Origin of the sequence: Parvibaculum lavamentivorans DS-1 (assembly GCF_000017565.1) — a bacterium.
In the GTDB taxonomy this organism is placed as follows: domain Bacteria; phylum Pseudomonadota; class Alphaproteobacteria; order Parvibaculales; family Parvibaculaceae; genus Parvibaculum; species Parvibaculum lavamentivorans.
Window position 1 is genome coordinate 3,257,030 of sequence record NC_009719.1, and the last position, 23,729, is coordinate 3,280,758.

Consider the following 23,729-nt stretch of genomic DNA (forward strand, 5'->3'; position numbering starts at 1 on the left):
GAGGACCGATACCAAATGACCGATATCAAAGACCCGGAAAACACCCTCGTCATGGAAATTCCCCATGGCGAAGTCATCATCGAAATGCGCCCCGATCTCGCGCCGAAGCATGTCGCGCGGATCAAGGAACTGGCGCGCGAGGGCTTCTACAATGGCGTTGCCTTCCACCGCGTCATCGACGGCTTCATGGCGCAGGGCGGCGATCCGACCGGCACCGGCTCCGGCGGTTCGGGCAAGAAGATCCCGGCCGAATTCTCCAAGGAGCCGCATGTGCGCGGCATCTGCTCGATGGCCCGCACGCAGGACCCGAACAGCGCCGACTGCCAGTTCTTCATCTGCTTCGGCGACACGCGCTTCCTCGACAACCAGTACACCGTCTGGGGCAAGGTCGTCTCTGGCATGGACGCCGTCGACAAGCTGAAGCGCGGCGAACCCGTCCGCGACCCCGACCGCATCGTCTCCATGCGCGTCGCCGCCGACGCGGCATAAGACGCGCCGTTAAAAATTCCGGAGCCCTTTCCTTCCCACCCTCCCCCTGTGGGAGGGTCGAAAAATTCGAGCAGCGCGAGGATTTTTCGGGGAGGGGGCTCTGACTCGATGAAGTGAACTCGCTATCGAGTGTGATGGCGGGCCATGCCGTTACCCCTCCCCAAACGGCTTGCAGCCGTTTGACCCTCCCACAGGGGGAGGGTGGGTAAGAGCAGGTTGCCTCAATGCGCGTCTCGGATTTCGATTTCGATCTGCCGGAGGAACTGATCGCGCTCAGGCCCGCAAGGCCGCGCGACAGTGCCCGGATGCTCGTCATCGGCCCGGCGGAAAACGCGCTTGCCGATAAATCCGTCTCCGACCTGCCGTCTCATCTCCGCGAAGGCGACATCCTCGTCTTCAACGACACGAAGGTTATCCCCGCGCGCCTTTTCGGCACGAGGCGGCGGGGCGAGGCGTCGGCCCGTATCGAGGTCATGCTCCACAAGCGCGAAAGCGCCGATGAATGGCGCGCCTTTCTCCGTCCGGCGAAAAAGCTCAACCTCAGCGAGACGATAGATTTCCCGGGCGGTCTCTCCGCCGCCGTCGAGGAAAAAGGCGAGGGCGGCGAGGCGGGACTTCGCTTCTCGCTCTCCGGCCCCGCGCTCGATGCCGCCATCGCTGCGGCGGGAGAAATGCCGCTGCCGCCCTATATCGCCCGCAAGCGCGCGGCGGATGATGAAGACGTTGCCGACTATCAGACGCTCCATGCCGACGAACCGGGCGCCGTCGCCGCGCCCACCGCCGGCCTCCATTTCACGCCCGCGCTCATGGCTGCCATCGAAGCGCGCGGCGTCTCGACCGTCCGCCTCACGCTCCATGTCGGCGCGGGCACCTTCCTGCCGGTCACGGCGGAAGACACCGATACCCATAAAATGCATGCGGAGCGCGGCGAGATCACGGAAGCGGAAGCCGCCGCCATCAATGAGGCGCGGGCGAAGGGCGGCCGCATCGTCGCCGTCGGCACCACCTCACTCCGCCTCCTCGAAAGTGCTGTGGACGAGGCGGGCACTGTCCATCCCTTTCGCGGCGAGACGGATATCTTCATCACGCCGGGCTACCGTTTCCGCGCCGTGGACGTCCTCATGACCAATTTCCATCTGCCGCGCTCGACGCTTTTCATGCTCGTCTCGGCGCTCCGGTCGACGGAGGAGATGAAGCGTGCCTATGCCCATGCGGTGGCGGAGAAATACCGTTTCTATTCCTATGGCGACGCCTGCCTGATATATGGCGCGTCATGAGCCAGTTCAAATTCACCCTCGCCGCCACCGACGGCCGCGCCCGCACCGGCGCCATCGACACGCCGCGTGGGACTATCCGCACGCCCGCCTTCATGCCGGTCGGCACCGCCGCCACCGTCAAGGCGCTATATCCCGAGCAGGTCCGCGCCACCGGCGCCGACATCGTGCTCGGCAATACCTATCATCTGATGCTCCGCCCCGGCGCGGAGGAGATCGCGGCGCTGGGCGGCCTCCATTCCTTCATGAACTGGCCGCATCCGATCCTCACCGATAGCGGCGGCTTCCAGGTCATGTCGCTCTCCAAGCTCCGCAAGATGACGGAGGAGGGCGTCACCTTCCAGTCGCATCTCGACGGCTCGCGCCATCTCCTCTCGCCCGAGCGCAGCATCGAAATCCAATGCCTGCTCGGCTCCGACATCCAGATGCAGCTCGACGAATGCACGCCCTTTCCGGCGACGGAGGCGGAAGCGAAGAAGTCGATGGAGCTGTCGCTGCGCTGGGCCGCGCGCTCCAAATCCGCCTTCGAGGCACAGCCCCACCGCACCGAAGGCATGGCGCTTTTCGGCATCGTGCAGGGCAGCACCTATGAGCCGCTCCGCAAGGCGTCTGCCGCCGGCCTGCAGGAGATCGGCTTCGACGGTTACTCGGTCGGTGGTCTCGCGGTCGGCGAGGGCCAGGCGGAAATGCTCCGCGTTCTCGATTTCACGACCCCCGCGCTTCCCGAAAACAAGCCCCGCTACCTCATGGGCGTCGGCACGCCGGACGACCTCGTGGAATCCGTCGCGCGCGGTATCGACATGTTCGATTGCGTGATGCCGACGCGGAATGGCCGCCACGGCCTCGCCTTCACCTCGCGCGGCAAGGTGAACCTGAAGAATGCGCGCCACGCCGCCGACAAGCGCCCCCTCGACGAGACCAGCACATGCCCCGCCGCGCGCGATTATTCACGCGCCTATCTTCATCACCTCATCAAGTCGGGCGAGATGCTCGGCTCCATGCTGGTGAGCTGGATCAACGTCCATTACTACCAGTCCCTCATGGCCGGTATGCGCGCCGCCATCGCCGAGCAGCGTTTCGCGGCCTTCGTCGCCGATTTCAAGGCGGCGCAGGCCGGTGGCGACATCGAGCCCCTTTGAGGCTCAGTCCTCCGGCAGCGCATAGGCGATCACGTAATCGCCGATTTTCGTTTCCATGAAGTGATGCCCGCCCGGTGCGATGGCGATGTATTGCCGTCCCTCCACCTCATAGGTGATCGGCGTCGTCTGGCCGCCCGCCGGCAGTTTGGTTTCCCACAGCGTCTCGCCGGTCGCGATGTCGATGGCGCGGAACTTGTCGTCCGTCGTCGCCGCGATGAAGATCAGCCCGCCCGCCGTCAGCAGCGGTCCGCCATTGTTCGGCGTGCCGATGGTGAAGGGCAGCATCGTCGGAATGCCGAAGGGGCCGTTATTCTCGGCGCTGCCGAGCGGCCGGTCCCATATCGTCTTGCCGGTCGCAAGTTCGATGGCACGGATATGGCCATAGGGCGGCTTCTTGCAGAGGAGACCCGTCGGCATCCGCCAGCCCGCATTGACATGCACCGCATAGGGCGCGCCTGCCTGCGCGTCGCCTTCGCCTTCCGCGCGGCTGCTGCTGCTGCCTTTCTCGCCTTCCTCGCCGCCGCCTTCATGAATGCCCTTCAGGCCCATCTCGTCGGCTTCCTCGCGCGGGATCAGGCGGTTGAAGTTCGGCATGTCGTTGTAATTTGCGATCAGGATGCCGCGCTCCGTGTCGACGGCGACGCTGCCCCAGTCGGAGCCGCCATTATATCCCGGATATTGTATGAAGCGCCGGTCGGCGGTCGGCGGTGTGTATTCGCCTTCATAGGATGCGCGGCGGAACTGGATGCGGCACCAAAGCTGGTCGAGCGGCGTCATGCCCCACATGTCGCTTTCGGTGAGCCTTTCCTTGCTCAGCGTCGCATAGCTCGAATAAGGCTGCGTCGGCGACAGGTTCTCGGGCTCGACGCCGCCTTGCGGCACCGGCCGCTCCTCGACCGGGAAGAGCGGCGCTCCCGTCGCGCGGTTCAGCACATAGATCGGTCCCTGCTTGCTCGACAGGATCAGCGCAGGCACCGCGCCATCCTCCGTAGGCAGATCGATCAGCGTTGGCTGCGAGCCGAGATCGTAGTCCCAGACATCGTAATGAACCGTCTGGAAATGCCAGGCAACATCGCCGGTCGTCACATCCAGCGCCACAAGCGAAGTGCTGTATTCATTCTCGTAATCGGCCCGGTCGGCGCCCCAGTAATCGACAGAGGAATTGCCCATCGGCAGATAAACAAGGCCGAGCGCGCTGTCTCCGGCGGCGATGGTCCACATGTTGGGTGTGCCGCGCGTATAGGTCTCGCCTTCCGGCGGTGCGCCCTTGCGGTCCGGTCGGCCCATGTCCCATGCCCAGGCGAGTTCGCCGCTCACCGCATCATAGCCGCGGATGACGCCCGATGGCGCGTCTTCAGCCTGCCCGTCCTTCACCTGCGCGCCGACAACGGCAATGCCGCGCACAATGGTCGGCGGCGAGGTCACGGAATACCAGCCCGGCACCGTCTCGCCGATGCCCTCATTGAGATCGACCGTGCCGTTCTCGCCAAAGCCGGGGCAGGGCGCGCCCGTCGCGGCATCGACGGCGATCAGCCGCGCGTCGAGCGTCGCTTCCATGATGCGCGTGGCGCAGGTCTCGCCGGCAGCCGCCTGCGGCGCCTCGTAATAGGCGACGCCCCGGCAGGTCGCGCCATAGGGAATGGCGGCATCGGGCACTTCCGGGTCGTGGCGCCAGATTTCCTCGCCGGTTGCCGCGTCCAGCGCCACCATGATGTTCTTCGCGGTGCAGTGATAGAGATTATTGCCGATCTTGAGCGGCGTGTTCTCCGGCGCATATTCGCCCGCCGCCGCCTCGCTCGGCATGTCGCCGCTGCGATAGGTCCAGACCTCCCGTAGCCGCGACACATTCTCCGGCGTGATCTGCGTCAGGGGTGAGTGGCGCGTCGCGGCATTCGAGCCGCCATAGGCCGGCCAGTCGGCGCCCGCGCTGAAAATGCGGTCCGCTTCCACCGCAGTGGTGGGCGCCGCCGTCACTTCAGGCGGCATGTCGATGTTTTCGCCGCCGTTCCCGCCTTCCTCCACCGGCTCCATGCTTTGCTGCCTTTGGCCGCCATTCGCGAAGGCGGGCGGCGCCACATCGCGCAGCAGCAGCGCCCCGCCAAGACCGAGCAGCACGAGAATGCTCAGCGCCGTGCCGGAGGAGGGGTATCGCCGATCCATCCGGGGTTTACGCAGGCCCGGTATCGCGGTGAGCGCCAGCAGAAGCAGCACCGTCGGCGCGACAAGGCGCGGCACTTGCGCCCAAGGCTCGAGGCCCGCTTCCCAGTAAGCCCAGGCGAGCGTGAAGAGCCATGCAGCGAGATAGGTCCAGAGCCCCGCCATGTCGTGGAACATCATCAGCAGGCCCGCAGCCGTGAGCGCGATGCCGACGATGACGTAATACCAGGAGCCGCCAAGCAGAAGCAGCCAGAAGCCGCCGCCCGCGAGCAGCAGCCCCGTCAGCGCGATCACCGCGCCGATAAAGCCGCTCCACCACCAGCCGAAGCCGCGCCGGGGCTTCTCGGGCACCCACCACTCGTCTTGCGGGCGGCGGGTGGGTTGGCCGGTTTGCGGCATCTCTGTCATGAAACTCCCCCATGGATCGAATGAATTTCCCATGAGAGAGAACGGTTCTGCCGCTCAATGGGTTCCATAGGGTTCCATCCGCCGCAGGGGCGGGGACCTTCTTCGCCATCATGCCGGAAGGGGATTCGCGCAAACATGACCGGCGGGGCTCGGCCGTCATGAAAAATGCGAGAGGACAAAAGGACTTGGCCCGGGCGCCATCCGGTGTTGACCCCATGCAGCGCGCCCCTTAAGTTCCGCCCACCTTTCGAGGCGCGGCCCCGTTTTCCGCTCCTCCGGCGGGCCCTTAGCTCAGCGGTAGAGCGGCTGACTTTTAATCAGTAGGTCGATGGTTCGATCCCATCAGGGCTCACCACTTTTCGCGTTTTCCGCGCGTTTCCGTCGGTGATGCGGTTGAGTTTTCGCTCTCGCTGATAGAGCATCCCGCCACCGAAACAAACGCGCCGCCAGGGCGGTGCATCCCGGGGGGAAACATGTCGCTCTCGCTTTATGAAATTGCCGTTCCGAACTACCTGCAGACGCTCACCGCCGTCTCCGGCTTCCTGAAAAAGGGCGCCGCCTTCTGCGAGGAGCAGGGCACCAATCCGAACGACATCGTCGCCGCGCGCGTGATCGACGACATGCTGCCTTTCAGCTTCCAGATCGCCTCCATCGCGCATCATTCCTTCGGTGCCGTCGAGGGCGTCCAGAGCGGTACATTTTCGCCGCCGAAAGACCCCGGCACGCATGATTATGCGAGCCTGCAGAAGCTGGTCGATGACGCGAAAGCCGGTCTCGAAAAAGTAACGCCGGATGCGCTCGACGCCTTTCAGGGCAAGGACGTCATCTTCCATCTCGGCAAGCACCAGCTTCCCTTCACGGCGGAAAATTTCCTGCTTTCCTTCTCCTTCCCGAATTTCTATTTCCACGCCTCCACGGCCTACGACATCCTGCGCGCACGCGGCGTAAAAATCGGCAAGGCGGATTTCATCGGCCCGCTGCGCATGAAGATGTAAGTTCGACGGAATAGTTCATGCCCGCAAATCCCTTCAATACCCCGCCGCCCTATGAAGGCGGCTGTGCCTGCGGCGCCGTGCGTTATCGCATCGAGGCGGAGACGATCGGCTCGCGCGTCTGTCACTGCCGTATCTGTCAGAAGGCGATGGCATCGCCGTTCCTCGCCGTTGCTTCCTTTCCGAAAAAAGCTGTGACGGTCACGGGCGAGACCGCGCGCTGGCGCTCGTCCGAGCGGCTCTGGCGTCATTTCTGTCCGAAATGCGGGTCAAGCGTGACGCTCGAACCGCTCGACGGCGACCGTCTCGGCTTCCCGCTGGCGACGCTCGACGATCCGCAATCCATAAATCCCGAAATGCACATCTGGGTTTCCGCCAAGGTGCCGTGGCTCATGTTGAGCGATGGCCTGCCGCAATATCCGGAAGGCTCGCCCGAGCCTTACCGGACGGCGTGAAAGACGGCGCGCGGATTTCTCCGCGCGCCGCCTTGCCGCTATCCCGTCACCTTCAGGACCTTGAGCGAACGCCGCTCGCCATAGCGCGAGGTCCATTCAATGGACTGTCCTTCGCGAAGACCGAGAAGGGCGACGCCAACCGGCGAAGCGATGGAAACATATCCATCACCGGCTGTGCTTTCCGCCGGAAAAGCAAGCTTCAGCCTTTCCACGCGCTCGCCTCTGGTGTCGAGGGTGAATTCGACGGTGGAATTCACCTTCACTACATCGGACGGTACATGCGCCAGCGGCAGCAGCCGGGCGCGGTTGAGTTCGCGGTCGAGAAAGCCCGCGACATGCGGCAGCACGCCGGTCAGGCCTTCGGCAATATCCGACAGCGCGTCGAATTGCTCTTCCGCCACGACGATCTGCGGAAGATCGTCCACGACAATCGTTTGCATCATTCTTCCCATGTCACGCGGCCTCCGGTCCGGGGTCGTCCGGCAGCTCGTCCTGCTGCCGCGATTTCACGCGGCGGCGGATTTCGGCTTCCGGCTGGTGTTCGATAAGCGCGATCCTGATTGTCAGTTTCGCGCCGTTGAAAAGCTCCGCCTCGCAGAGATCGCCCGTCGAACGTCCGAGCAAGGCGAGGCCGATCGGCGTCAGCACGCTCAGATATTGCCCGTTGGGCGCGTGCCGGTTGTCGAGCTGCAGCAGGCGCCGTTCCAGCATTCGATCCTCGATGCGGTAGCGGACGATGCTGCCAAGTGTCGCAACCGTCTCCGCTATCTCGTTGCCGGACACAATGCGTGCCTCTTCGAGCTTCGCGCGCACGAAGGGCTGCATCGGGTTCAGAAGGTCGAGCTGCTCGAAGCAGGCAAGTTCGAGCCGCGCAAAATCATGCCGGGTGAGAAGGGGCCTTTGCTCGGGCGGCGGGGTGGCGGCCAGGATGAGTTGCGGACGGCTCGCGCCGCCCTTGTGAGTGGACATGCACATACCTCGTGGCGGCGCGGCTCATGGAGCCTGCCGGCGGAAAGAAAAAATGAAGGTTGAGGTCGGTCCCCGGACGGTGCGCGCATGGAAATGCGGCGTCAGCCCGGGGCTAATGTCCCGCGAGCAACGTACCCGGCGTCAGAATAATGCGTGTCTGTGCTTTGCGCATAATGAGGAGAGAGTAACCCTTGTCCGCGGATTGTCAAAGCCGGTGCTCCGCGGCATTACAGCCCGCCATTTATGGTTGCCGATTGGTTAACGCTGCCTCACTGCCGCCATATCCGCCCCGTAAATATGGATGGCACCTCAAAGCGAGACAAAATCGTACATTATTGGTAACCATGTCCCGCTAGCCTGATTACGGAACGTCGGACTTTTGGATGACCCGTATGGCAGAACACAGACAGGAAATCGGCGAGACGCTGCGCGACGCGCGGCAAGCGGCCGGATTGTCATTGAAGGATATTGCCGACCGGCTCAGGATCAGGCCGGTCTATCTGCAGGCGATCGAGGCAGGACAGTTCGAGCTGCTGCCGGCATTGCCGCAGACCGTCGGCTTCACGCGCGCCTATGCGAAGTTTCTCGATGTCGATGTCGAGAGGCCGCTGTCGCGTCTCGGCGAGGAAGTTCACAAGCATATCGAAAGCGCGGATTATTCCGAGCCGGAGTTGCCCTGGTCGCAGGTGTCGCGCGCGCGTATCGCTTATGTCGTGACCGGCGCTTTCATCGGCGCGGTTGTTCTTGCCGCGCTGCTGTTCGATTTCGGTGTGCCGCGCGATGAGATCAACGAAGCCGTTGCCGCAGCCGAAGGTCTTTTCGAGCAGCAACCCCTGCCGATGCGCGAGCCGGTCCGCTCCATGCCCATCGCGAGTGCCGAGCCGCGCGCGCCTGCCATTCCCGCTCCCGTTGCCATCTCGGCGGCGCCTGCGCCTTCCGCTCCTTCATCCGTGGGCGGATCGTCTCCCGTCACGGCTGAGTTCGCCGCTCTCCTGTCGCGTCCCGCTGTGGAGGCTACACCCGCTCAAGAAGCCGCCACCGTCGCGCCGATGGAAGACGCGAATGCCTTCGCCATCTCGAACGTCTATCTCCGTGCGTCGCCCGGCAATGCGGGCGAGGTGATCGGCGTGCTTGATGCGTGCGAGCCGTTGCGGCTTGTCGGTCAGGATGAGGGTGCGCAGTGGCACCGGATCGAGCGGGCGGATGGGACCGCCGGCTGGGTCTTCCGCAGATATGTCGGGGACAAGGCCGCCGGTTGCTCGTAACGGGCGGGCAGGGGCATTTATCCCCGTATCGGATTTATCCCCGCCGCTTTCGCGCTGACCGGAGGTGCGTTGCCCGCAATCGCCATGACGGTTTGATGACGGTTTGACGACAGTCGAATCCGGTACCGGAACGATGGCGGAAAGCCGCGGCTTTTGAATTGTGACAATCGGCGGCTTTGCTTATTCGGGAACGGCGTCGAAGCGTTCCGTGGCGGGGTCGTAGATCGAGAGAATGCCTGTCCCGATGCCGTAGAACCAGCCGTGGAGGCGCAGCTTTCCGGCCTTTTCCCGTTCCGCGATGAAGGGGAAAGTCCTAAGCATATCAAGGGATTGCACCACGGCACCTTGTTCCATCAGGCGGAGCAGGCCGGGCTTTTCGAGGTCGCCATGCTTGGTGCGGATGGCGGTTTCGACGCCGGTTGCGAGCGACATCCAGTTGGAGATGAAATCGCCTTCCGGCGGGTGTCCGCAACCTGCCTCGTACAGCGCCTCGATGCCGCCGCAGCCGGCATGGCCCATTACGATTATGTCAGCAATTTCAAGGCCTTTGACGCCAAACTCGAGTGCCGCGCTGGTGCCGTGATAGTGGCTGTCGGGCTGGTAGGGCGGCACCAGGTTGGCCACGTTCCGCACCACGAAAAGCTCTCCGGGATCCGCCGAAAACACCATTGCGGGGTCAGCGCGGCTGTCGCAACAAGCGATGATCAGCGCCTTGGGTTGTTGGCGTTTCGCCGCAAGTGCCTGATATCGCTCCTCATTTTGTTTGTAGGTTCCGGCGCGGAACGAGCGGTAACCTTCTATCAAGCTGTCGATGGCGTCCATGCTGTCATACTCTTGCTGGTGCGCGGAAAAGCTGTCGGGCCTACATACACGATGCCGGGCCGGATAGGAAAGTGGCGTATTCCTGCCCAAAACCCATTCATTTGCCTGAAATTTAGCCGCCTGAAAGGCACCCGCCATTTCTCAAATGCTGATGCAACGATGCACTGGCAAAGGCCCGAAATCTGCATAGAGTCGCGCGCAAGGGCTGCGTTGAACTGACGATGGGGAACGATATGACGGTTGCTGAACTCCTTGGGAATATGTCCATGGAGACCCAGATTTCCGTGGGTGGATTGATACTTTTGTTCGTTATTCTGACCGCGCTGCATATGAACAGCCTGCGGAACCAGAGAGAGCAGGAAGCCGCGCGCTCGGAGCGGGAAATCAAGGCTCGCATCGACGCGCTGATGAGAAAACTCGAGGGCAAGAGTCTTGGCCGCGGCGGCCGCATCACTTCCGCTGTGGTCAGTGCCCGGCCGGTGCGGCGTACGGCGGAAAAGCTCGTTCCGGCCTCGCGTTGCCCGGCACCGGCAAAGCGCGCTTCGCGCCGCTGAGCGGGCAAGACGTCGACGATTGACGGCTGACTTTTGCGCCATTTCGCGCTTGCAAATGGCAAGTGGGCGCATTAAATCACAATCGCAAATGGGATTAGATTTTTAATCCCGTTGTTTTTGTGTATATTGGCGGGCCGGCGCATGGCGCCCCCGGCAGGAAGGCAGCCATGGATCGTCTGGACCAGCTTGAAAGCCAAAGCATTTTCATTTTCCGGGAGGCGTTCAACCGGATCGAGAACATCGCGATGCTGTGGTCGTTGGGCAAGGATTCCAACGTCATGATCTGGCTGGCGCGGAAGGCCTTTTTCGGTCACGTGCCGTTTCCCGTGATGCATGTCGATACCGAGAAGAAATTCCCTGAAATGTACGAATTCCGCGACCGCTATGCGGCGGAGTGGAATCTGAACTTCATCCGCGAGCTCTGCCCGCCGCTCGATACGATCGACGAGACGCTGCCGCCTGCCGCGCGTTCCGCCGCGCGCAAGACCGAAGGCCTGAAGCTCGCGATCAAGAAGCATGGCTTCAACGCGCTTTTCGCGGGCATCCGCCGCGACGAAGAGGCGACCCGCGCGAAAGAGCGTGTGTTCAGCCCGCGCGGCCTTACTGGCCAGTGGGACTTCAAGGATCAGCCGCCGGAGTTCTGGGACCAGTTCAAGACCGATTTCCCGCCGGGCACGCATATCCGCATCCATCCGCTGCTGCACTGGACGGAAGTCGATATCTGGCTCTACACGCAGCGCGAACAGATCCCGACGATCCCGCTCTATTTCGCCAAGGACGGCAAGCGTTACCGTTCGCTCGGCGACAAGGACATCACCTCGCCTGTCGCCAGCACGGCGACGACCGTCGAGGAAATCATCGAGGAGCTGAGGACGACGCGGATTTCCGAGCGTTCGGGCCGCGCGATGGATCACGAGTCGGAAGACGCGTTCGAGCGTCTCCGCGCCGACGGCTACCTGTAAGGGAATTCGATCATGTCCGAAGTATCCGAAGCCAAGGTCAGGCTGGCCGCCGTGAACACCAATCCTGCCTCCTATCGCGATCTCCTGCGCATCGTCATCGTGGGCCATGTCGACCATGGCAAGTCCACGCTTGTCGGTCGTATGTTTCATGACACCGGCTCCCTGCCGGATGGCAAATACGAGTCCATCAAGGCGATGTGCGAGCGGCGCGGCGTGCCGTTCGAATGGGCCTTCCTCATGGATGCACTGCAGGCGGAGCGCGATCAGGGCATCACCATCGACACCAGCCAGATCTGGTTCAAGACCGAGGCGCGCGACTACACCATCATCGATGCGCCGGGCCACAAGGAATTCCTGAAGAATATGATCACCGGCGCCGCGCAATCGGACGCCGCGCTGCTGATCATCGACGCGGCCGAAGGCGTGCGCGAGCAGTCCCGCCGTCACGGCTACCTGCTGCATCTGCTTGGCATCCGGCAGGTCGCGGTCGCCGTCAACAAGATGGACCTGATCAACTACGAAAAGGATCAGTTCGACCTGATCGAGCAGGAATACCGCGACTATCTCACCTCCATCGGCGTGACGCCGACCTTCGTCATTCCGGTTTCCGCGCGTCAGGGCGACAATATCGTCAACCAGACAGGCGCGATGCCCTGGTACAAGGGGCCGACGATTGTGAAGGCCCTCGACAGCTTTCTGCCCGCCGCGTCGCCCGTCGACCGGCCGTTGCGGTTCCCGGTGCAGGACGTATACAAGTTCGACCATCGCCGCATTATCGCGGGGCGTATCGAGGAAGGCCGGCTCGCGGTCGGCGACGAACTCGTTTTCTCGCCGTCGAACAAGACGGCGCGGGTCAAGTCCATCGAGTACTGGTCGACAGTTCCCGGCAAGCAGGCCCCCACTGAAGGCGTTGCGGGAGAATCCATCGGCATCACGCTCGATGAGCAGATTTTCGTCGAACGCGGCGAGCTCGTCAGCCATGCCGAAAATCCCCCGATCGAGACGGATGTGTTCCGTGCACGCATCTTCTGGCTTGGCCATGAGCCTCTGGTAAAGGGCAAGAGCTACCGCATCAAACTCGGCACGCTCGAGGCACCGGTTACCGTTCAGTCGATTGAAAGCATTGTCGATACGAGCGATCTTTCCAACTCCTCTTCCCATCAGGTTGAACGCAACCAGGTTGCCGAAATCGTCATTCGTGCGCGCCGCATGCTCGCTCTCGACGAGTTCACCAAGGCGCCGAAAAGCGGCCGTTTCGTTCTCATCGACAAATACGACATCGCCGGCGGCGGCATCATTTCGATGGAAGGCTATGCCGACCAGCGCGACCTCATTACGTCGCGTTCGACCAACATCACCCGCGTCGAGCATGGCATCACCAATGAGGCGCGCGCCTTCCGCAACGGTCACAAGGGCGGTGTGCTCTGGTTCACCGGCCTCTCCGGCGCGGGTAAGTCGACGCTCGCCGTCGCACTCGAGAAAAAGCTCTTCGAGAAGGGTTATAACGTCTTCGTTCTGGACGGGGATAACGTGCGGCACGGCCTCAATGCCAACCTGAGCTTCTCGCCCGAAGACCGCGCGGAAAATATCCGCCGCGTCGGGGAGGTCTCGGCGCTGTTCGCGCGCGCTGGCATGATTGCCATCACCTCCTTCATCTCGCCCTACAGGTCGGATCGCGACCGTGCGCGAGCTGCGGCAGAGGCGGATTTCCACGAAATCTACGTCAAGGCGGACGTCGCCACCTGCGAGGCGCGCGATCCGAAGGGCCTCTACAAGAAGGCCCGAGCTGGTGAGATCAAGGATTTCACGGGTATTTCCGCCCCCTATGAGGAGCCGGAGAGCGCCGAACTGACCGTGGATACGGCCATCACGCCGATAGACGAGGCGGTGGAGAAACTCGTCAACTATGTGGAGATGAAGTTCAAGGTATAAGACCCTGGTGGAATAGTTGAGCAGGGTCCTCCATGAGCGTTCTCGTTACCGGCGGTGCGGGTTATATCGGCAGCCACACAGCCCTCGATCTGGCCAGTTCCGGCGAAAAGGTTGTCGTTCTCGACAATCTTTCGACCGGCTTTGACTGGGCGGTTCAGGAGCCGGAGGCTCTCTATATCGGCGACATAGCGGATGAGGCGCTTGTCGACAGGATCATCGCGACACATGAAATCGAGGCGGTGATCCATTTTGCCGGCTCGATCATCGTGCCGGAATCCGTGGCAGACCCGCTCAAATACTATCTCAACAACACCGCCAAATCGCGCACCCTCATCGAGAGATGCGTGGCGGGCGGCGTGAAGCATTTCATTTTCTCATCCACTGCCGCCGTCTACGGAATGCCGGAGCAATCGCCGGTGGATGAAAGCGCCGTGCTGCGGCCGATGTCGCCTTATGGCCGCTCGAAGCTGATGACCGAATGGATGTTGAGCGACGTCGCCGCGGTCCATGACATGAGCTACGCGGCCTTGCGATATTTCAATGTTGCCGGCGCGGATCCGAAGGGCCGTGTCGGACAGTCGACGGCAAATGCGACCCACCTCATCAAGGTCGCCTGCCAGACGGCCCTTGGCCAGCGGCCTCATATCGAGATTTTCGGCGACGATTATCCGACAACCGACGGCACCTGTATCCGCGATTATATCCATGTGAGCGACCTCGCGGCGGCGCATACCGCCGCCCTCGGCTATCTCAGGAAAGGCGGCTCCAGCCTCGTTGCCAATTGCGGCTATGGGCATGGGTTCTCGGTCCTCGAAGTGCTGGATGCTGTCGAGCGGGCGGCAGGCCATGGTTATGAAATCCGCAGGGCACCACGCCGTCTTGGCGACCCGGCTTCCGTGGTTTCCAATCCGGCGCTGATCAAAAGCACGCTCGACTGGAAGCCTGCGTTCGACGATCTGGACGTGATCGTTGCGCATGCACTTGCCTGGGAAAAACGGCTTTTGGAGCCCAACCGCTGAGGCGCCATTGCTCTACCCGGGCCTCAGGGAATCGGGGCAACATAGCGAAATATAAATTCATTTCCGTATTAACTGGGCGCTGTGCAATTTTTGGCGCTCCCGTTCCTCGGGTTTAAGTGGAGACTATCGAGCCCATGACGACGAACGCTCCCGGCGCCGTCATTCTTGCCGCGGGCAAAGGCACGCGGATGAAATCGCGCTTGCCCAAGGTGCTGCATCCCATCGCCGGCAAGCCCATGCTGGGCCATGTTCTGTCCGCTGTCAGCGCGCTTGGCAGCGAACGTCCGGTGCTGGTTGTCGGACCGGGCATGGACGAAGTCGCCACTTATGCCCGTGGTCTCGTTTCCGGTCTTACTATTGCGGTCCAGGAAAAGCAGCTCGGTACGGGCGACGCGGTTCGTGCCGCCGCACCGCATATCGATAAGAAAGAAAGTGTGGTCCTCGTCGTCTTTGGCGATACGCCGCTTGTCCGCGCGGAAACGCTGGCGGATATGACGCGGCGTTGCGAAGAAGGCAGCGACATCGTCGTTCTGGGTTTTGAGGCGGCCGATCCCACCGGTTACGGACGGCTCATCCTCGATGGCAACGATGTGGTCAGGATTGTCGAGCACAAGGATGCGAGCGAGGAAGAGCGCAAGAACAAGCTCTGTTTCGGCGGGCCGATGGCGGTTCGCGCCGCGCATCTGCCGGCGCTCCTCGCCAAGCTCACCAACAAGAACGCTCAGGGTGAATTCTACATGACGGACTTCGTCGCGCATGGCCGCGCCGCCGGTCTTGTCTGCAGCGCGGTCTTCTGTCTCGAAGCGGATATGCAGGGTGTCAACAGCCGCGCTGATCTGGCGGCGGCCGAAGCCACCATGCAGCAAAGGCTGCGCATGGCCGCCATGGCCGGTGGCGTTACGATGCTCGATCCGTCGAGCGTTTACTTGAGCATGGATACCGAGTTCGGAGAGGACGTGACGGTGGGCCAGAATGTTGTTTTCGGGCCCGGTTGCGTCATTGCCAACGGCGTCACTATCAAGGCTTTCTCTCACCTCGAAGGTGCGCATGTTGCAGAAGGAGCGGAGATCGGTCCTTTTGCACGCATCCGGCCGGGTTCCGAAATCGGCCGCAAGGCGCGGATCGGCAACTTCGTGGAAACAAAGAAGGCGCGGATCGAGGACGGCGCCAAGGTCAATCATCTGTCCTATATCGGCGATGCGCGCGTCGGTGCGGGCGCCAATATCGGCGCGGGTACCATCACGTGCAATTACGACGGATATAACAAGTTTTTCACGGATATCGGTGCTGGCGCCTTTATCGGCTCCAACAGTTCGCTGGTCGCTCCGGTCAGCATCGGCGATGGGGCTTATCTCGGCTCCGGCAGTGTCGTGACAAAAGATGTAGCCGCGGATGCTTTGGGCGTTGCCCGCGCAAGACAATTCGAAAAACCGGGCTGGGCGGCGGCGTTCCACGCGAAACACAAAGACAAGAAGAAGGCTTCAGGCGAATAGCATGTGTGGCATTGTCGGCATCATTGGAACGAAGCCTGTTGCGCCCATTATTCTGGAGGCGTTGAAACGTCTCGAATATCGCGGCTATGACAGTGCGGGGATTGCAACGCTGTCGGGCGGGGAAATCATTCGCCGGCGCGCGGAAGGCAAGCTCGCAAATCTGGAACGTGCGCTCGACGACAATCCGCTCGACGGCATTATAGGCATTGGCCATACGCGCTGGGCAACGCATGGCGCTCCCGTCGAAAGGAACGCGCATCCTCATGTGACGGACCGTGTCGCTATCGTCCATAACGGCATTATCGAGAACTTTCGGGAGCTGCGCGAGAGGCTGACTGCCGGGGGAGCCATTTTCACGACGGAAACGGACAGCGAAGTCATCGCGCATCTCGTGACCCATTATCTCGACCAGGGGATTTCTCCCCGGGAGGCCGCCAGCGCCGCGCTCACGGAACTGGAGGGCGCGTTTGCGCTCGGCATCATTTTTCGTGGCGAGGAAGATCTGATCATCGGTGCGCGTCGCGGCCCTCCCTTGGCCGTCGGATATGGCGATGACGCCATGTATCTCGGCTCCGATGCATTCGCACTTGCCCCCATGACCAGCCGTGTCAGCTTCCTCGAAGATGGCGACCGGGTAGAGATCACTCGTACCTCGGTTGCGGTTTTCGATGTCCATGGGCAACCGGTCAAACGTCCCATCCGGATTGCCGATGTCTCGGCTGCCCTGGTCGACAAGGGCAATCACCGCCATTTCATGGCGAAGGAAATTTTTGAACAGCCCGAGGTCATCGGACACACGCTTTCGGAATATGTGAACCCGCTCGACGATACGATCCGGAACACGGACCTGCCCGTTGATCTCGCATCCGTCCCCCGCATCACCATCGTGGCCTGCGGTACCGCTTATTACGCCGGCCTCGTGGCGAAGTACTGGTTCGAAAGATATGCCCGGGTCTCCGTCGAGGTGGATATTGCCTCCGAGTTCCGGTACCGCGATGCGGCGCTGACGGAAGGCGGCCTCGCCATCTTCATTTCACAATCGGGCGAGACGGCCGACACGCTGGCCGCCCTTCAATATTGCCGTGCACAGGGACAAAAGATCCTGTCGGTCGTGAATGTGACTGAATCCTCCATCGCGCGCGCCTCGGACGCGATCCTGCCGACTTTTGCCGGACCTGAAATCGGGGTCGCTTCGACAAAGGCCTTTACATGCCAGCTCACGACGCTGGCGGTGCTGGCTATTCGCACGGGCATTGCACGTGGGGCGGTTGACAAGACAGATGAAGCGCGGCTGGTGCGTACACTGATGGAAATACCGCGTCACGTCGCCGAAGCTCTGGCGAGCGATGAACATATTCAGACATTGAGCGCGGACCTCGCCAAGGCGCGGGACGTACTCTATCTCGGGCGCGGGCATAACTATCCGATCGCGTTGGAAGGCGCCCTGAAGCTCAAGGAAATTTCCTATATCCACGCCGAAGGCTATGCCGCCGGCGAACTCAAGCACGGTCCCATCGCGCTTATCGATGAGGAAGTGCCGGTCGTGGTGATCTCACCTGTCGATGAGCTGTTCGATAAAACGATTTCGAACATGCAGGAAGTAATCGCGCGCGGCGGCCGGGTGGTCCTGATTTCCGACAAGGCGGGGATTGCGCGTGCCGGGGATGGTCTCTGGGCCGAAATCGAAGTGCCGCCGGTGGATCCGCTGATTGCCCCCATCGTCAATGCGATCCCGGTGCAACTGCTCGCCTATCACACCGCCGTTTCCAAGGGCACCGACGTCGACCAGCCGCGTAATCTGGCGAAATCGGTGACTGTGGAATAGGGCGATTCGGGCACTTTTAACGCCAAAGACGAAGCCTGAGGCGCTGTAATCCATTGATATTATTTGCATATCCCCGATCGCGGCGGTCGGCAGGTCTGGCGTGATAAGATTTGCGCGAGATTCAACAGGCCATCGCGTATCGGGGAGGGCCGGTCGATGCGGCATCCAGAATGCGACGTTTGATGCGCGGCGGAAGGCGAGGAATTGCCATTTCCCTGCTTGTAATGCTTGTGGCCCTGTTGCTCCCGGCGCCCTATCCGGCGAGCGCGAGCAGCGCGGAGGATGAAGCCGCAGCCTTGATGAAGGCGGGGGCGGATTCCATCGAACGCGGCCAGTACGACAAGGCAGCCGTCGACTTCTCGAATGCACTTGATAGTGGCGGGCTGACGCCGGAAGGCCGCGCTCTCGCCTATCACCACAGGGGCGTCTCATTTCTGAAGGTCGGCCAGCAGGATGCGGCCATTGCCGATTACACCCGCGCCATTACCGCGAATGCGCTGCCGGCCATGGTGCTGGCACGGGCCTATTACAATCGCGGCATTGCCTATAGTAACACGGGCAAGGTGGATGCCGCCGAGCGCGACTATCTCAAGACCATCGAGCTGACGCCGGATTACGCTGCGGCCTATCACAATCTCGCAAACCTGGAGCGGCGGCGTCATGCCTATGACGACGCGATCCTCCATTACACAGCGGCGATCGACAACATGCAGGGTAGGGAGCGGAAGCTACCGCTCTTTGGGCGAGCCCTGGCGCTGGAGCAGTCGGGCGATCTTGAGCGTGCCGCCGCCGATTTGAGGCAGGCGCTCATCCTCGATCCGGAATTCGAGCTCGCCCAAGCGAAGCTCACGGCGATCTCGCCGCAGCTTGCCGCTGTCGACGAGCTGCCGTCCGCAGCGGCACAGAGCGAAGAAGCTGAACTTTCCCCTCAGATTGTGCCGTCCACCGTGGCGCCGTTCCAGACCGCTGCATCCGGTCAGGAAGCAGGAAAAGTCATCAGGATCGCCAGCGTCGGGGGATGGAGGACGACGGCGACCCGTTTTCCGGCGCCGGAGCCCGCAGCGAAGGCCATGGCGGCGGCCGACGGCAATGACACCCTCGTAACCGGCTCGCTCAGGCCAGCGGAAGCACTTCCCGCACCCGAACACAGCCCGGCAGCTGCAAAGCAGGCCGCTGCCGCTTCGAAAAGCCCGTCATCCGCCGAGCAAGCGCGCTACCGTCTGCAGCTTGGCGCTTTCAGGGAACCGGACGTGGCAGCACAGGCATGGGAAGAAATTTCGAGGCAGGCGCCGGGCATTATTGGCCGCTTCGATTACGCCATCCAGAAAGCAGATCTCGGGTCACGCGGCATCTTCTATCGGCTGAGAGCCGGCGGCTTTGCAGGGATTGGCGAAGCACGGACTACATGCAAATCGCTCGAAGCGCACAAGATCGAGTGCATTGTCGTTGATGGCTAGGCGGCGGCTTCCGGAGCGTTCCCGTCATTGACGTAGCGGCGCCGCCGCGGCCGAATGCCGAACCGTCTCGACGGTTGTCGCGGCCTGCCATTCATCGATAAACTCCCCGCCAACAATAACCAGACGGTTTGGGAAAGGGAGACGTATGGCCCAGCAGACGGTGGGACTTACAGCATTTGGCGGATATATCCCGCGCCTTCGCCTGCAGCGAAAAGCGGTAGCACAGGCGAACGCATGGGTCGCCCCGAACTTCCTCGGCAAGGGGAAGGGCGAGCGCTCCATGGCCAATTGGGACGAAGATGCACTGACCATGGCGGTAGAGGCGGCGCGGGACCTGCTGGGGCCCGACGACGACCGGAGCCATGTGGATGCGCTCTATCTCGGGTCGACGACCTTGCCCTTCAAAGACCGGCTGAACAGCGGCATCGTTGCGGCCGCCCTGACGCTTGATGAGCGGGTTCGCGCCGTCGATGTGGCGTCCACTCAGCGAGCGGGCACCTCGGCCCTCATGCAGGCGCTGTCCGCAGTCAAGGCGGGCGAGGCGAAGCACGCGCTGGTCCTCGCGTCCGATCACCGCAAGACCAAAGCAGTCACCGCGCAGGAACTGGATTTTGGCGACGGTGCAGCGGCCGTCTCCGTCGGCACTGAAAATGTGATTGCTGCATATCTCGGCGGCGCAAGCCTGACCGTGGATTTCGTCGATCACTTCCGGGGCGACAGCGAAGAGTTCGACTATAATTGGGAAGAACGCTGGATCCGCGACGAAGGCTTCGCAAAGATCGTTCCGCGCGCGGTGAAGGCAGCACTTGAGAACTCCGGCGTAAGTGCTGGAGAGATCAAGCACTTTGTTCTCCCGTGTAGTTTCGGCGACAAGTTTGTCCAACAGCTTGCGAAACGTTCAGGCATCGCGCCCGAAGCGGCGCGGGATACGCTCGCGGCGAATTGCGGCGAGACCGGCGCGGCCCATTCGCTCGTCATGCTCGTTCACACATTGCAGAAGGAAGCAAAGCCTGGCGACAAGGTGATGGTTCTCCATTTCGGCGGCGGTTGCGACGCTCTCGTCTTCGAAGTGACCGACAAGCTTTCGAGCCAGGCCGGGAAACGCGGCATCGTCGGTTCGCTCGCCAATCGCACAGAGGAAACCAACTACCTCAAATTCCTGACCTTCAATGGCCTCATTGAATGGGAAAAGGGAATGCGCGCCGAGCAGGACAAGAAGACCGCTCTCACCACGCTCTACCGCAACGAGGACATGCTGATGGGTCTCGTGGGCGGCCGGTGCACGGAAACGGGTGTCATCCAGTTCCCCAGGTCCCGCATATCGGTCAATCCGAACAACCACACGGTCGACACGCAGGAGCCTTACAAATTCGCCGAGAAGAAGGCGAAAATCCTATCCTGGTCGGCGGACTTCCTCTCCTTCAGCATGAACCCGCCGAACCATTACGGCATGGTCGTGTTCGACGAAGGCGGCCGGATCATGATGGATTTCACGGATGTCGAAGCCGGCACTGTCGATTCCGGCATGGAAGTGAAGCTCGTCTTCCGGATCAAGGAATTCGACGACAAGCGCGGTTTCCGCCGATATTTCTGGAAGGCAGTTCCTGTCGCGGCGAGCACAGCAAAATCACAAACGGGCCAGGCGGCCGAATAGGGAGACACGGACATGGCGGCAGGTATCAAGGACAAGGTCGCGATCCTCGGCATGGGTTGCTCGAAATTCGGCGAACGCTGGGATGCAGGCCCTGAGGAACTGATGGTCGAGGCCTATCTCGAAGCCATGCAGGACGCCGGCATCGAACCGACGCAGCTCGACGCGGCCTGGTTTTCGACGCATATCGACGAAATCGGCACCGGCAAGGGCGGCACGCCGCTTTCGGTCGCGCTCAGGCTTCCGAACATCGCGGTAACGCGCGTGGAAAACTTCTGTGCCTCAGGCTCGGAAGCCTTCCGCGGTGCCGTTTACGCGGTCGCCTCGGGAGCTGCCGATATTGCGCTCGCGGTCGGCGTCGAGAAGCTCAAGGACACAGGCTATGGCGGCTTGCCGGTCGGCAACATGGGGACGCTCAATCCGCAGTGGTCGCCGTCGGGTTCCGCACCCGGCAACTTCGCGCAGCTTGCTTCCGCCTACCGGGCGAAGCATGGCGTCAGCAAGGAAGACCTCAAGCGCGCGATCGCGCATGTTTCCGTGAAGAGCCATGCCAATGGCGCGAAGAACCCGAAGGCTCATCTCCGCAATGAGGTGACGGAAGATCAGGTGATGAACGCCCCGATGATCGCCGAACCGTTGGGCCTCTTCGATTGCTGCGGCGTGTCCGACGGTGCGGCAGCGGTGATCGTTACCACGCCGGAAATCGCCAAGGCCATGGGCAAGAAGGACATCGTCACCGTGAAGGCGATGCAGCTTTCGGTCTCGAACGGCCTCGAATCCCAGCACAACAGCTGGGATGGCAGCTATTTCCACACGGCGCGGATCGCGGCCAAGAAGGCCTACAAGGAGGCCGGCATCGACAATCCGCGCGAGGAAGTCAGCATGATGGAGGTGCATGACTGCTTCTCCATCACCGAACTTGTTACAATGGAAGATCTTTTTATCTCGCCGGAAGGTGGGGCCGTGAAGGACGTCATGGACGGGTTCTACGATGCCGATGGCAAGGTCCCGTGCCAGATCGATGGCGGCCTGAAATGCTTCGGGCATCCCATCGGGGCATCCGGCCTGCGCATGGCCTATGAGATGTATCTCCAGCTTCAGGGCCGGGCAGGCGAGCGGCAGCTTGCCAATCCGAAGATTGGATTGACGCACAATCTGGGCGGGGCCCCCTCCCAGAATGTCTGTTCGGTGACGATTATCGGCGCGCAAGGCGCGTGAACGAACTACAATAGAAAAGGCCGGGTTCTTCCCGGCCTTTTTTATGCCTTGGTTGGACCTGACATTCTGGTCCCGACATGAGGATGTCCCCGATTCCCGCTTAGTTCAGCCCTTCCGGGCCGGAGCCCGTCTCGTAATTGCTGTTCAACTCACCCATCTTTCTCTTTGGCTTTCTGCCACTGACAGCTTTGCTGTGCTTCCTCATCCGCGCCTATATGGGCCGGGAGGCAAGCCTTGGCTTTCTGGTTTTGGCCTCTCTCTTCTTTTACGGCTGGTGGAACCCGGTCTATCTGCCGCTGCTGATCGGCCTCGCGATCTTCAATTTTCTGATGGCGAAGGCCATCATGACCGAGCGGCTCAAGCCCGGCGGCGGGACAGCGACCGTCCTCACGGCCTTCGGAGTGACGGTCGATCTCGCTTCACTCGGGTTTTTCAAATACACGGATTTTTTGATCGGAACGTCCAACGCGGTGCTCGATACGGATTTTCCGCTTCAGCACATCGTTCTGCCGTTGGCCATATCCTTCTTCACCTTCCAGAAGATTGCCTATCTGGTGGATGCTCGGCGAGGCGAGGTCGAGCCCCACAGCTTTCTTGAATATTGTTTCTTCGTGATGTTCTTTCCCCAGCTCATTGCGGGGCCGATTGTGCATCACAAGGAAATATTCTCGCAGACCAAGAAGGCCCGCGGCTTCGCCTTCGACAGAATGAACATCGCTATCGGCCTCACGATCTTCTTTATCGGGCTCTTCAAGAAGGTTGTACTCGCGGACAATATCGCGCCGGTTGCGACCGCTGTCTTCAACAGTGCAGCGGCCGGCAACGAGATAGGTTTCTTCGACGCATGGGAGGGAATGCTTGCCTATACCTTCCAGCTCTATTTCGATTTTTCCGGCTATTCGGACATGGCAATCGGCGCCGCGCGCATATTCGGCATCAAGCTTCCGCTGAATTTCCATTCGCCGTACCAGGCTGTCAGCATCACGGATTTCTGGCGGCGCTGGCATATGACGCTGTCGCGTTTCCTGCGTGACTACCTCTACATCTCGCTCGGGGGCAACCGGCGTGGCAAGGTGAGGCGCTATCTCAATCTGTTTATCACCATGGCGCTTGGAGGGCTCTGGCATGGCCCCGCATGGACATTCATGCTCTGGGGTGCGGCGCACGGGCTGATGCTCATCGTCAATCATGGCTGGAACGCGCTGCCACGAAAGCCGATCAATACCTGGTGGTCGCGCGGCATTGCGCGCGCCTTGACGTTTCTGTGTGTCGCGCTTGCCTGGGTTCTTTTCCGTGCAGCGGACCTTGATGCCGCGACCGCGATTTACAGCGGGCTGGTCACATTCCCGTTTGAATTCACGGCTGAACGCGTGATCGAGAATATCGCCTGGCTCGCTTTCTGGATGGGTATCGTCTGGTTCTGGCCGAATACGCAGCAATGGTTGGCTATGGTGCGGCCCGCTTTCAACTACAAATGGGCGGATCGCCGCGCCGATCCTTTGTTGCTTCCGATCGACGGCACACGCTTTGCGCGTCTGGCGCTTTGGCGGCCAAGCAAAAGGGTAGCCATAGCCGTCGGACTTATGACTGCGGCCTCATTCCTGAGCCTTCAGCGCATCAGCGAATTCCTCTATTTCCAGTTCTGATC

At 61.6% G+C, this 23,729-nt stretch carries 20 protein-coding genes and 1 tRNA gene; 17 read left to right on the top strand and 4 right to left on the bottom strand.

All coding sequences use genetic code 11. The features are described 5' to 3' along the window. Window positions 1-15: 15 nt before the first annotated feature. The 3 genes from PLAV_RS15520 to tgt all read left to right on the top strand — a co-directional run bounded on the left by PLAV_RS15520 (window position 16) and on the right by tgt (window position 2,902). A complete protein-coding gene (locus PLAV_RS15520) occupies window positions 16-489 on the top strand; it encodes a peptidylprolyl isomerase (protein ID WP_012111980.1) in 474 nt (157 codons plus the stop codon). A 224-nt stretch (window positions 490-713) separates the two neighbouring features. After that, the gene (queA, locus tag PLAV_RS15525) at window positions 714-1,766 is read left to right on the top strand and encodes a tRNA preQ1(34) S-adenosylmethionine ribosyltransferase-isomerase QueA (RefSeq protein ID WP_012111981.1); all 1,053 of its coding nucleotides are present in this window, start codon (window positions 714-716) and stop codon (window positions 1,764-1,766) included. Continuing rightward, on the top strand, window positions 1,763-2,902 hold the full coding sequence (gene tgt / locus PLAV_RS15530; protein ID WP_012111982.1) for a tRNA guanosine(34) transglycosylase Tgt: 1,140 nt from the start codon (window positions 1,763-1,765) through the stop codon (window positions 2,900-2,902). Before queA ends, tgt begins: the two co-directional genes overlap by 4 nt. Window positions 2,903-2,905: 3 nt before the next feature. On the opposite strand, the gene PLAV_RS15535 is transcribed toward tgt, so the two are convergent. Further along, window positions 2,906-5,467, bottom strand: coding sequence for a membrane-bound PQQ-dependent dehydrogenase, glucose/quinate/shikimate family (locus PLAV_RS15535; RefSeq protein ID WP_012111983.1), 2,562 nt, complete (start codon window positions 5,465-5,467; stop codon window positions 2,906-2,908). A 280-nt stretch (window positions 5,468-5,747) separates the two neighbouring features. Here PLAV_RS15535 and PLAV_RS15540 point away from each other — a divergent pair. From PLAV_RS15540 to PLAV_RS15550, 3 genes are all read left to right on the top strand, one after another. Continuing rightward, a tRNA-Lys gene (locus PLAV_RS15540) sits at window positions 5,748-5,822 on the top strand. Window positions 5,823-5,940: 118 nt separating this feature from the next. Beyond that, a complete protein-coding gene (locus tag PLAV_RS15545; RefSeq protein WP_012111984.1) occupies window positions 5,941-6,462 on the top strand; it encodes a DUF1993 domain-containing protein in 522 nt (173 codons plus the stop codon). A 17-nt stretch (window positions 6,463-6,479) separates the two neighbouring features. Further along, window positions 6,480-6,914, top strand: a complete 435-nt coding sequence (locus PLAV_RS15550; protein ID WP_012111985.1) for a GFA family protein — start codon at window positions 6,480-6,482, stop codon at window positions 6,912-6,914. Window positions 6,915-6,952: 38 nt separating this feature from the next. Here PLAV_RS15550 and rnk read toward each other — a convergent pair whose 3' ends face one another. Both rnk and PLAV_RS15560 read right to left on the bottom strand, forming a co-directional pair. Further along, window positions 6,953-7,366: a nucleoside diphosphate kinase regulator gene (rnk, locus tag PLAV_RS15555; protein ID WP_049767808.1), complete on the bottom strand. Its 414-nt coding sequence runs from the start codon at window positions 7,364-7,366 to the stop codon at window positions 6,953-6,955. Between the two features lies 1 nt (window position 7,367). Then, on the bottom strand, window positions 7,368-7,883 hold the full coding sequence (locus PLAV_RS15560) for a GreA/GreB family elongation factor (protein WP_012111987.1): 516 nt from the start codon (window positions 7,881-7,883) through the stop codon (window positions 7,368-7,370). 392 nt (window positions 7,884-8,275) lie between these two features. Here PLAV_RS15560 and PLAV_RS15565 point away from each other — a divergent pair, with 392 nt between their 5' ends. After that, entirely contained in the window at window positions 8,276-9,148 is an 873-nt protein-coding gene (locus PLAV_RS15565; RefSeq protein WP_041536066.1) for a helix-turn-helix domain-containing protein, read from the top strand. Window positions 9,149-9,328: 180 nt separating this feature from the next. Here PLAV_RS15565 and PLAV_RS15570 read toward each other — a convergent pair whose 3' ends face one another. Continuing rightward, a complete protein-coding gene (locus tag PLAV_RS15570; protein ID WP_083762602.1) occupies window positions 9,329-10,108 on the bottom strand; it encodes a carbonic anhydrase in 780 nt (259 codons plus the stop codon). 95 nt (window positions 10,109-10,203) lie between these two features. On the opposite strand from PLAV_RS15570, the gene PLAV_RS15575 reads away from it, so the two are divergent. From PLAV_RS15575 to PLAV_RS15620, 10 genes are all read left to right on the top strand, one after another. Then, complete coding sequence (locus PLAV_RS15575) at window positions 10,204-10,524, top strand: hypothetical protein (RefSeq protein ID WP_012111990.1); 321 nt, start codon at window positions 10,204-10,206, stop codon at window positions 10,522-10,524. Window positions 10,525-10,691: 167 nt separating this feature from the next. Continuing rightward, window positions 10,692-11,486, top strand: a complete 795-nt coding sequence (cysD, locus tag PLAV_RS15580) for a sulfate adenylyltransferase subunit CysD (RefSeq protein ID WP_012111991.1) — start codon at window positions 10,692-10,694, stop codon at window positions 11,484-11,486. Window positions 11,487-11,498: 12 nt separating this feature from the next. After that, window positions 11,499-13,418, top strand: a complete 1,920-nt coding sequence (gene cysC, locus PLAV_RS15585) for an adenylyl-sulfate kinase (protein WP_012111992.1) — start codon at window positions 11,499-11,501, stop codon at window positions 13,416-13,418. Window positions 13,419-13,450: 32 nt separating this feature from the next. Further along, window positions 13,451-14,437, top strand: a complete 987-nt coding sequence (galE, locus tag PLAV_RS15590; RefSeq protein WP_012111993.1) for a UDP-glucose 4-epimerase GalE — start codon at window positions 13,451-13,453, stop codon at window positions 14,435-14,437. A gap of 134 nt (window positions 14,438-14,571) precedes the next feature. Beyond that, window positions 14,572-15,930 carry a bifunctional UDP-N-acetylglucosamine diphosphorylase/glucosamine-1-phosphate N-acetyltransferase GlmU gene (gene glmU / locus PLAV_RS15595; RefSeq protein WP_012111994.1) on the top strand — a complete coding sequence of 453 codons (1,359 nt, stop codon included), beginning with the start codon at window positions 14,572-14,574 and terminating at the stop codon, window positions 15,928-15,930. 1 nt (window position 15,931) lies between these two features. Next, a complete protein-coding gene (gene glmS / locus PLAV_RS15600; RefSeq protein ID WP_012111995.1) occupies window positions 15,932-17,755 on the top strand; it encodes a glutamine--fructose-6-phosphate transaminase (isomerizing) in 1,824 nt (607 codons plus the stop codon). 230 nt (window positions 17,756-17,985) lie between these two features. Continuing rightward, window positions 17,986-19,212 carry an SPOR domain-containing protein gene (locus PLAV_RS15605; protein WP_168713210.1) on the top strand — a complete coding sequence of 409 codons (1,227 nt, stop codon included), beginning with the start codon at window positions 17,986-17,988 and terminating at the stop codon, window positions 19,210-19,212. A gap of 145 nt (window positions 19,213-19,357) precedes the next feature. Continuing rightward, window positions 19,358-20,866 carry a hydroxymethylglutaryl-CoA synthase family protein gene (locus tag PLAV_RS15610; protein ID WP_012111997.1) on the top strand — a complete coding sequence of 503 codons (1,509 nt, stop codon included), beginning with the start codon at window positions 19,358-19,360 and terminating at the stop codon, window positions 20,864-20,866. 12 nt (window positions 20,867-20,878) lie between these two features. Next, on the top strand, window positions 20,879-22,081 hold the full coding sequence (locus PLAV_RS15615; RefSeq protein WP_012111999.1) for an acetyl-CoA acetyltransferase: 1,203 nt from the start codon (window positions 20,879-20,881) through the stop codon (window positions 22,079-22,081). A gap of 137 nt (window positions 22,082-22,218) precedes the next feature. Continuing rightward, the gene (locus PLAV_RS15620; protein WP_012112000.1) at window positions 22,219-23,727 is read left to right on the top strand and encodes an MBOAT family O-acyltransferase; all 1,509 of its coding nucleotides are present in this window, start codon (window positions 22,219-22,221) and stop codon (window positions 23,725-23,727) included. Window positions 23,728-23,729: the final 2 nt, after the last annotated feature.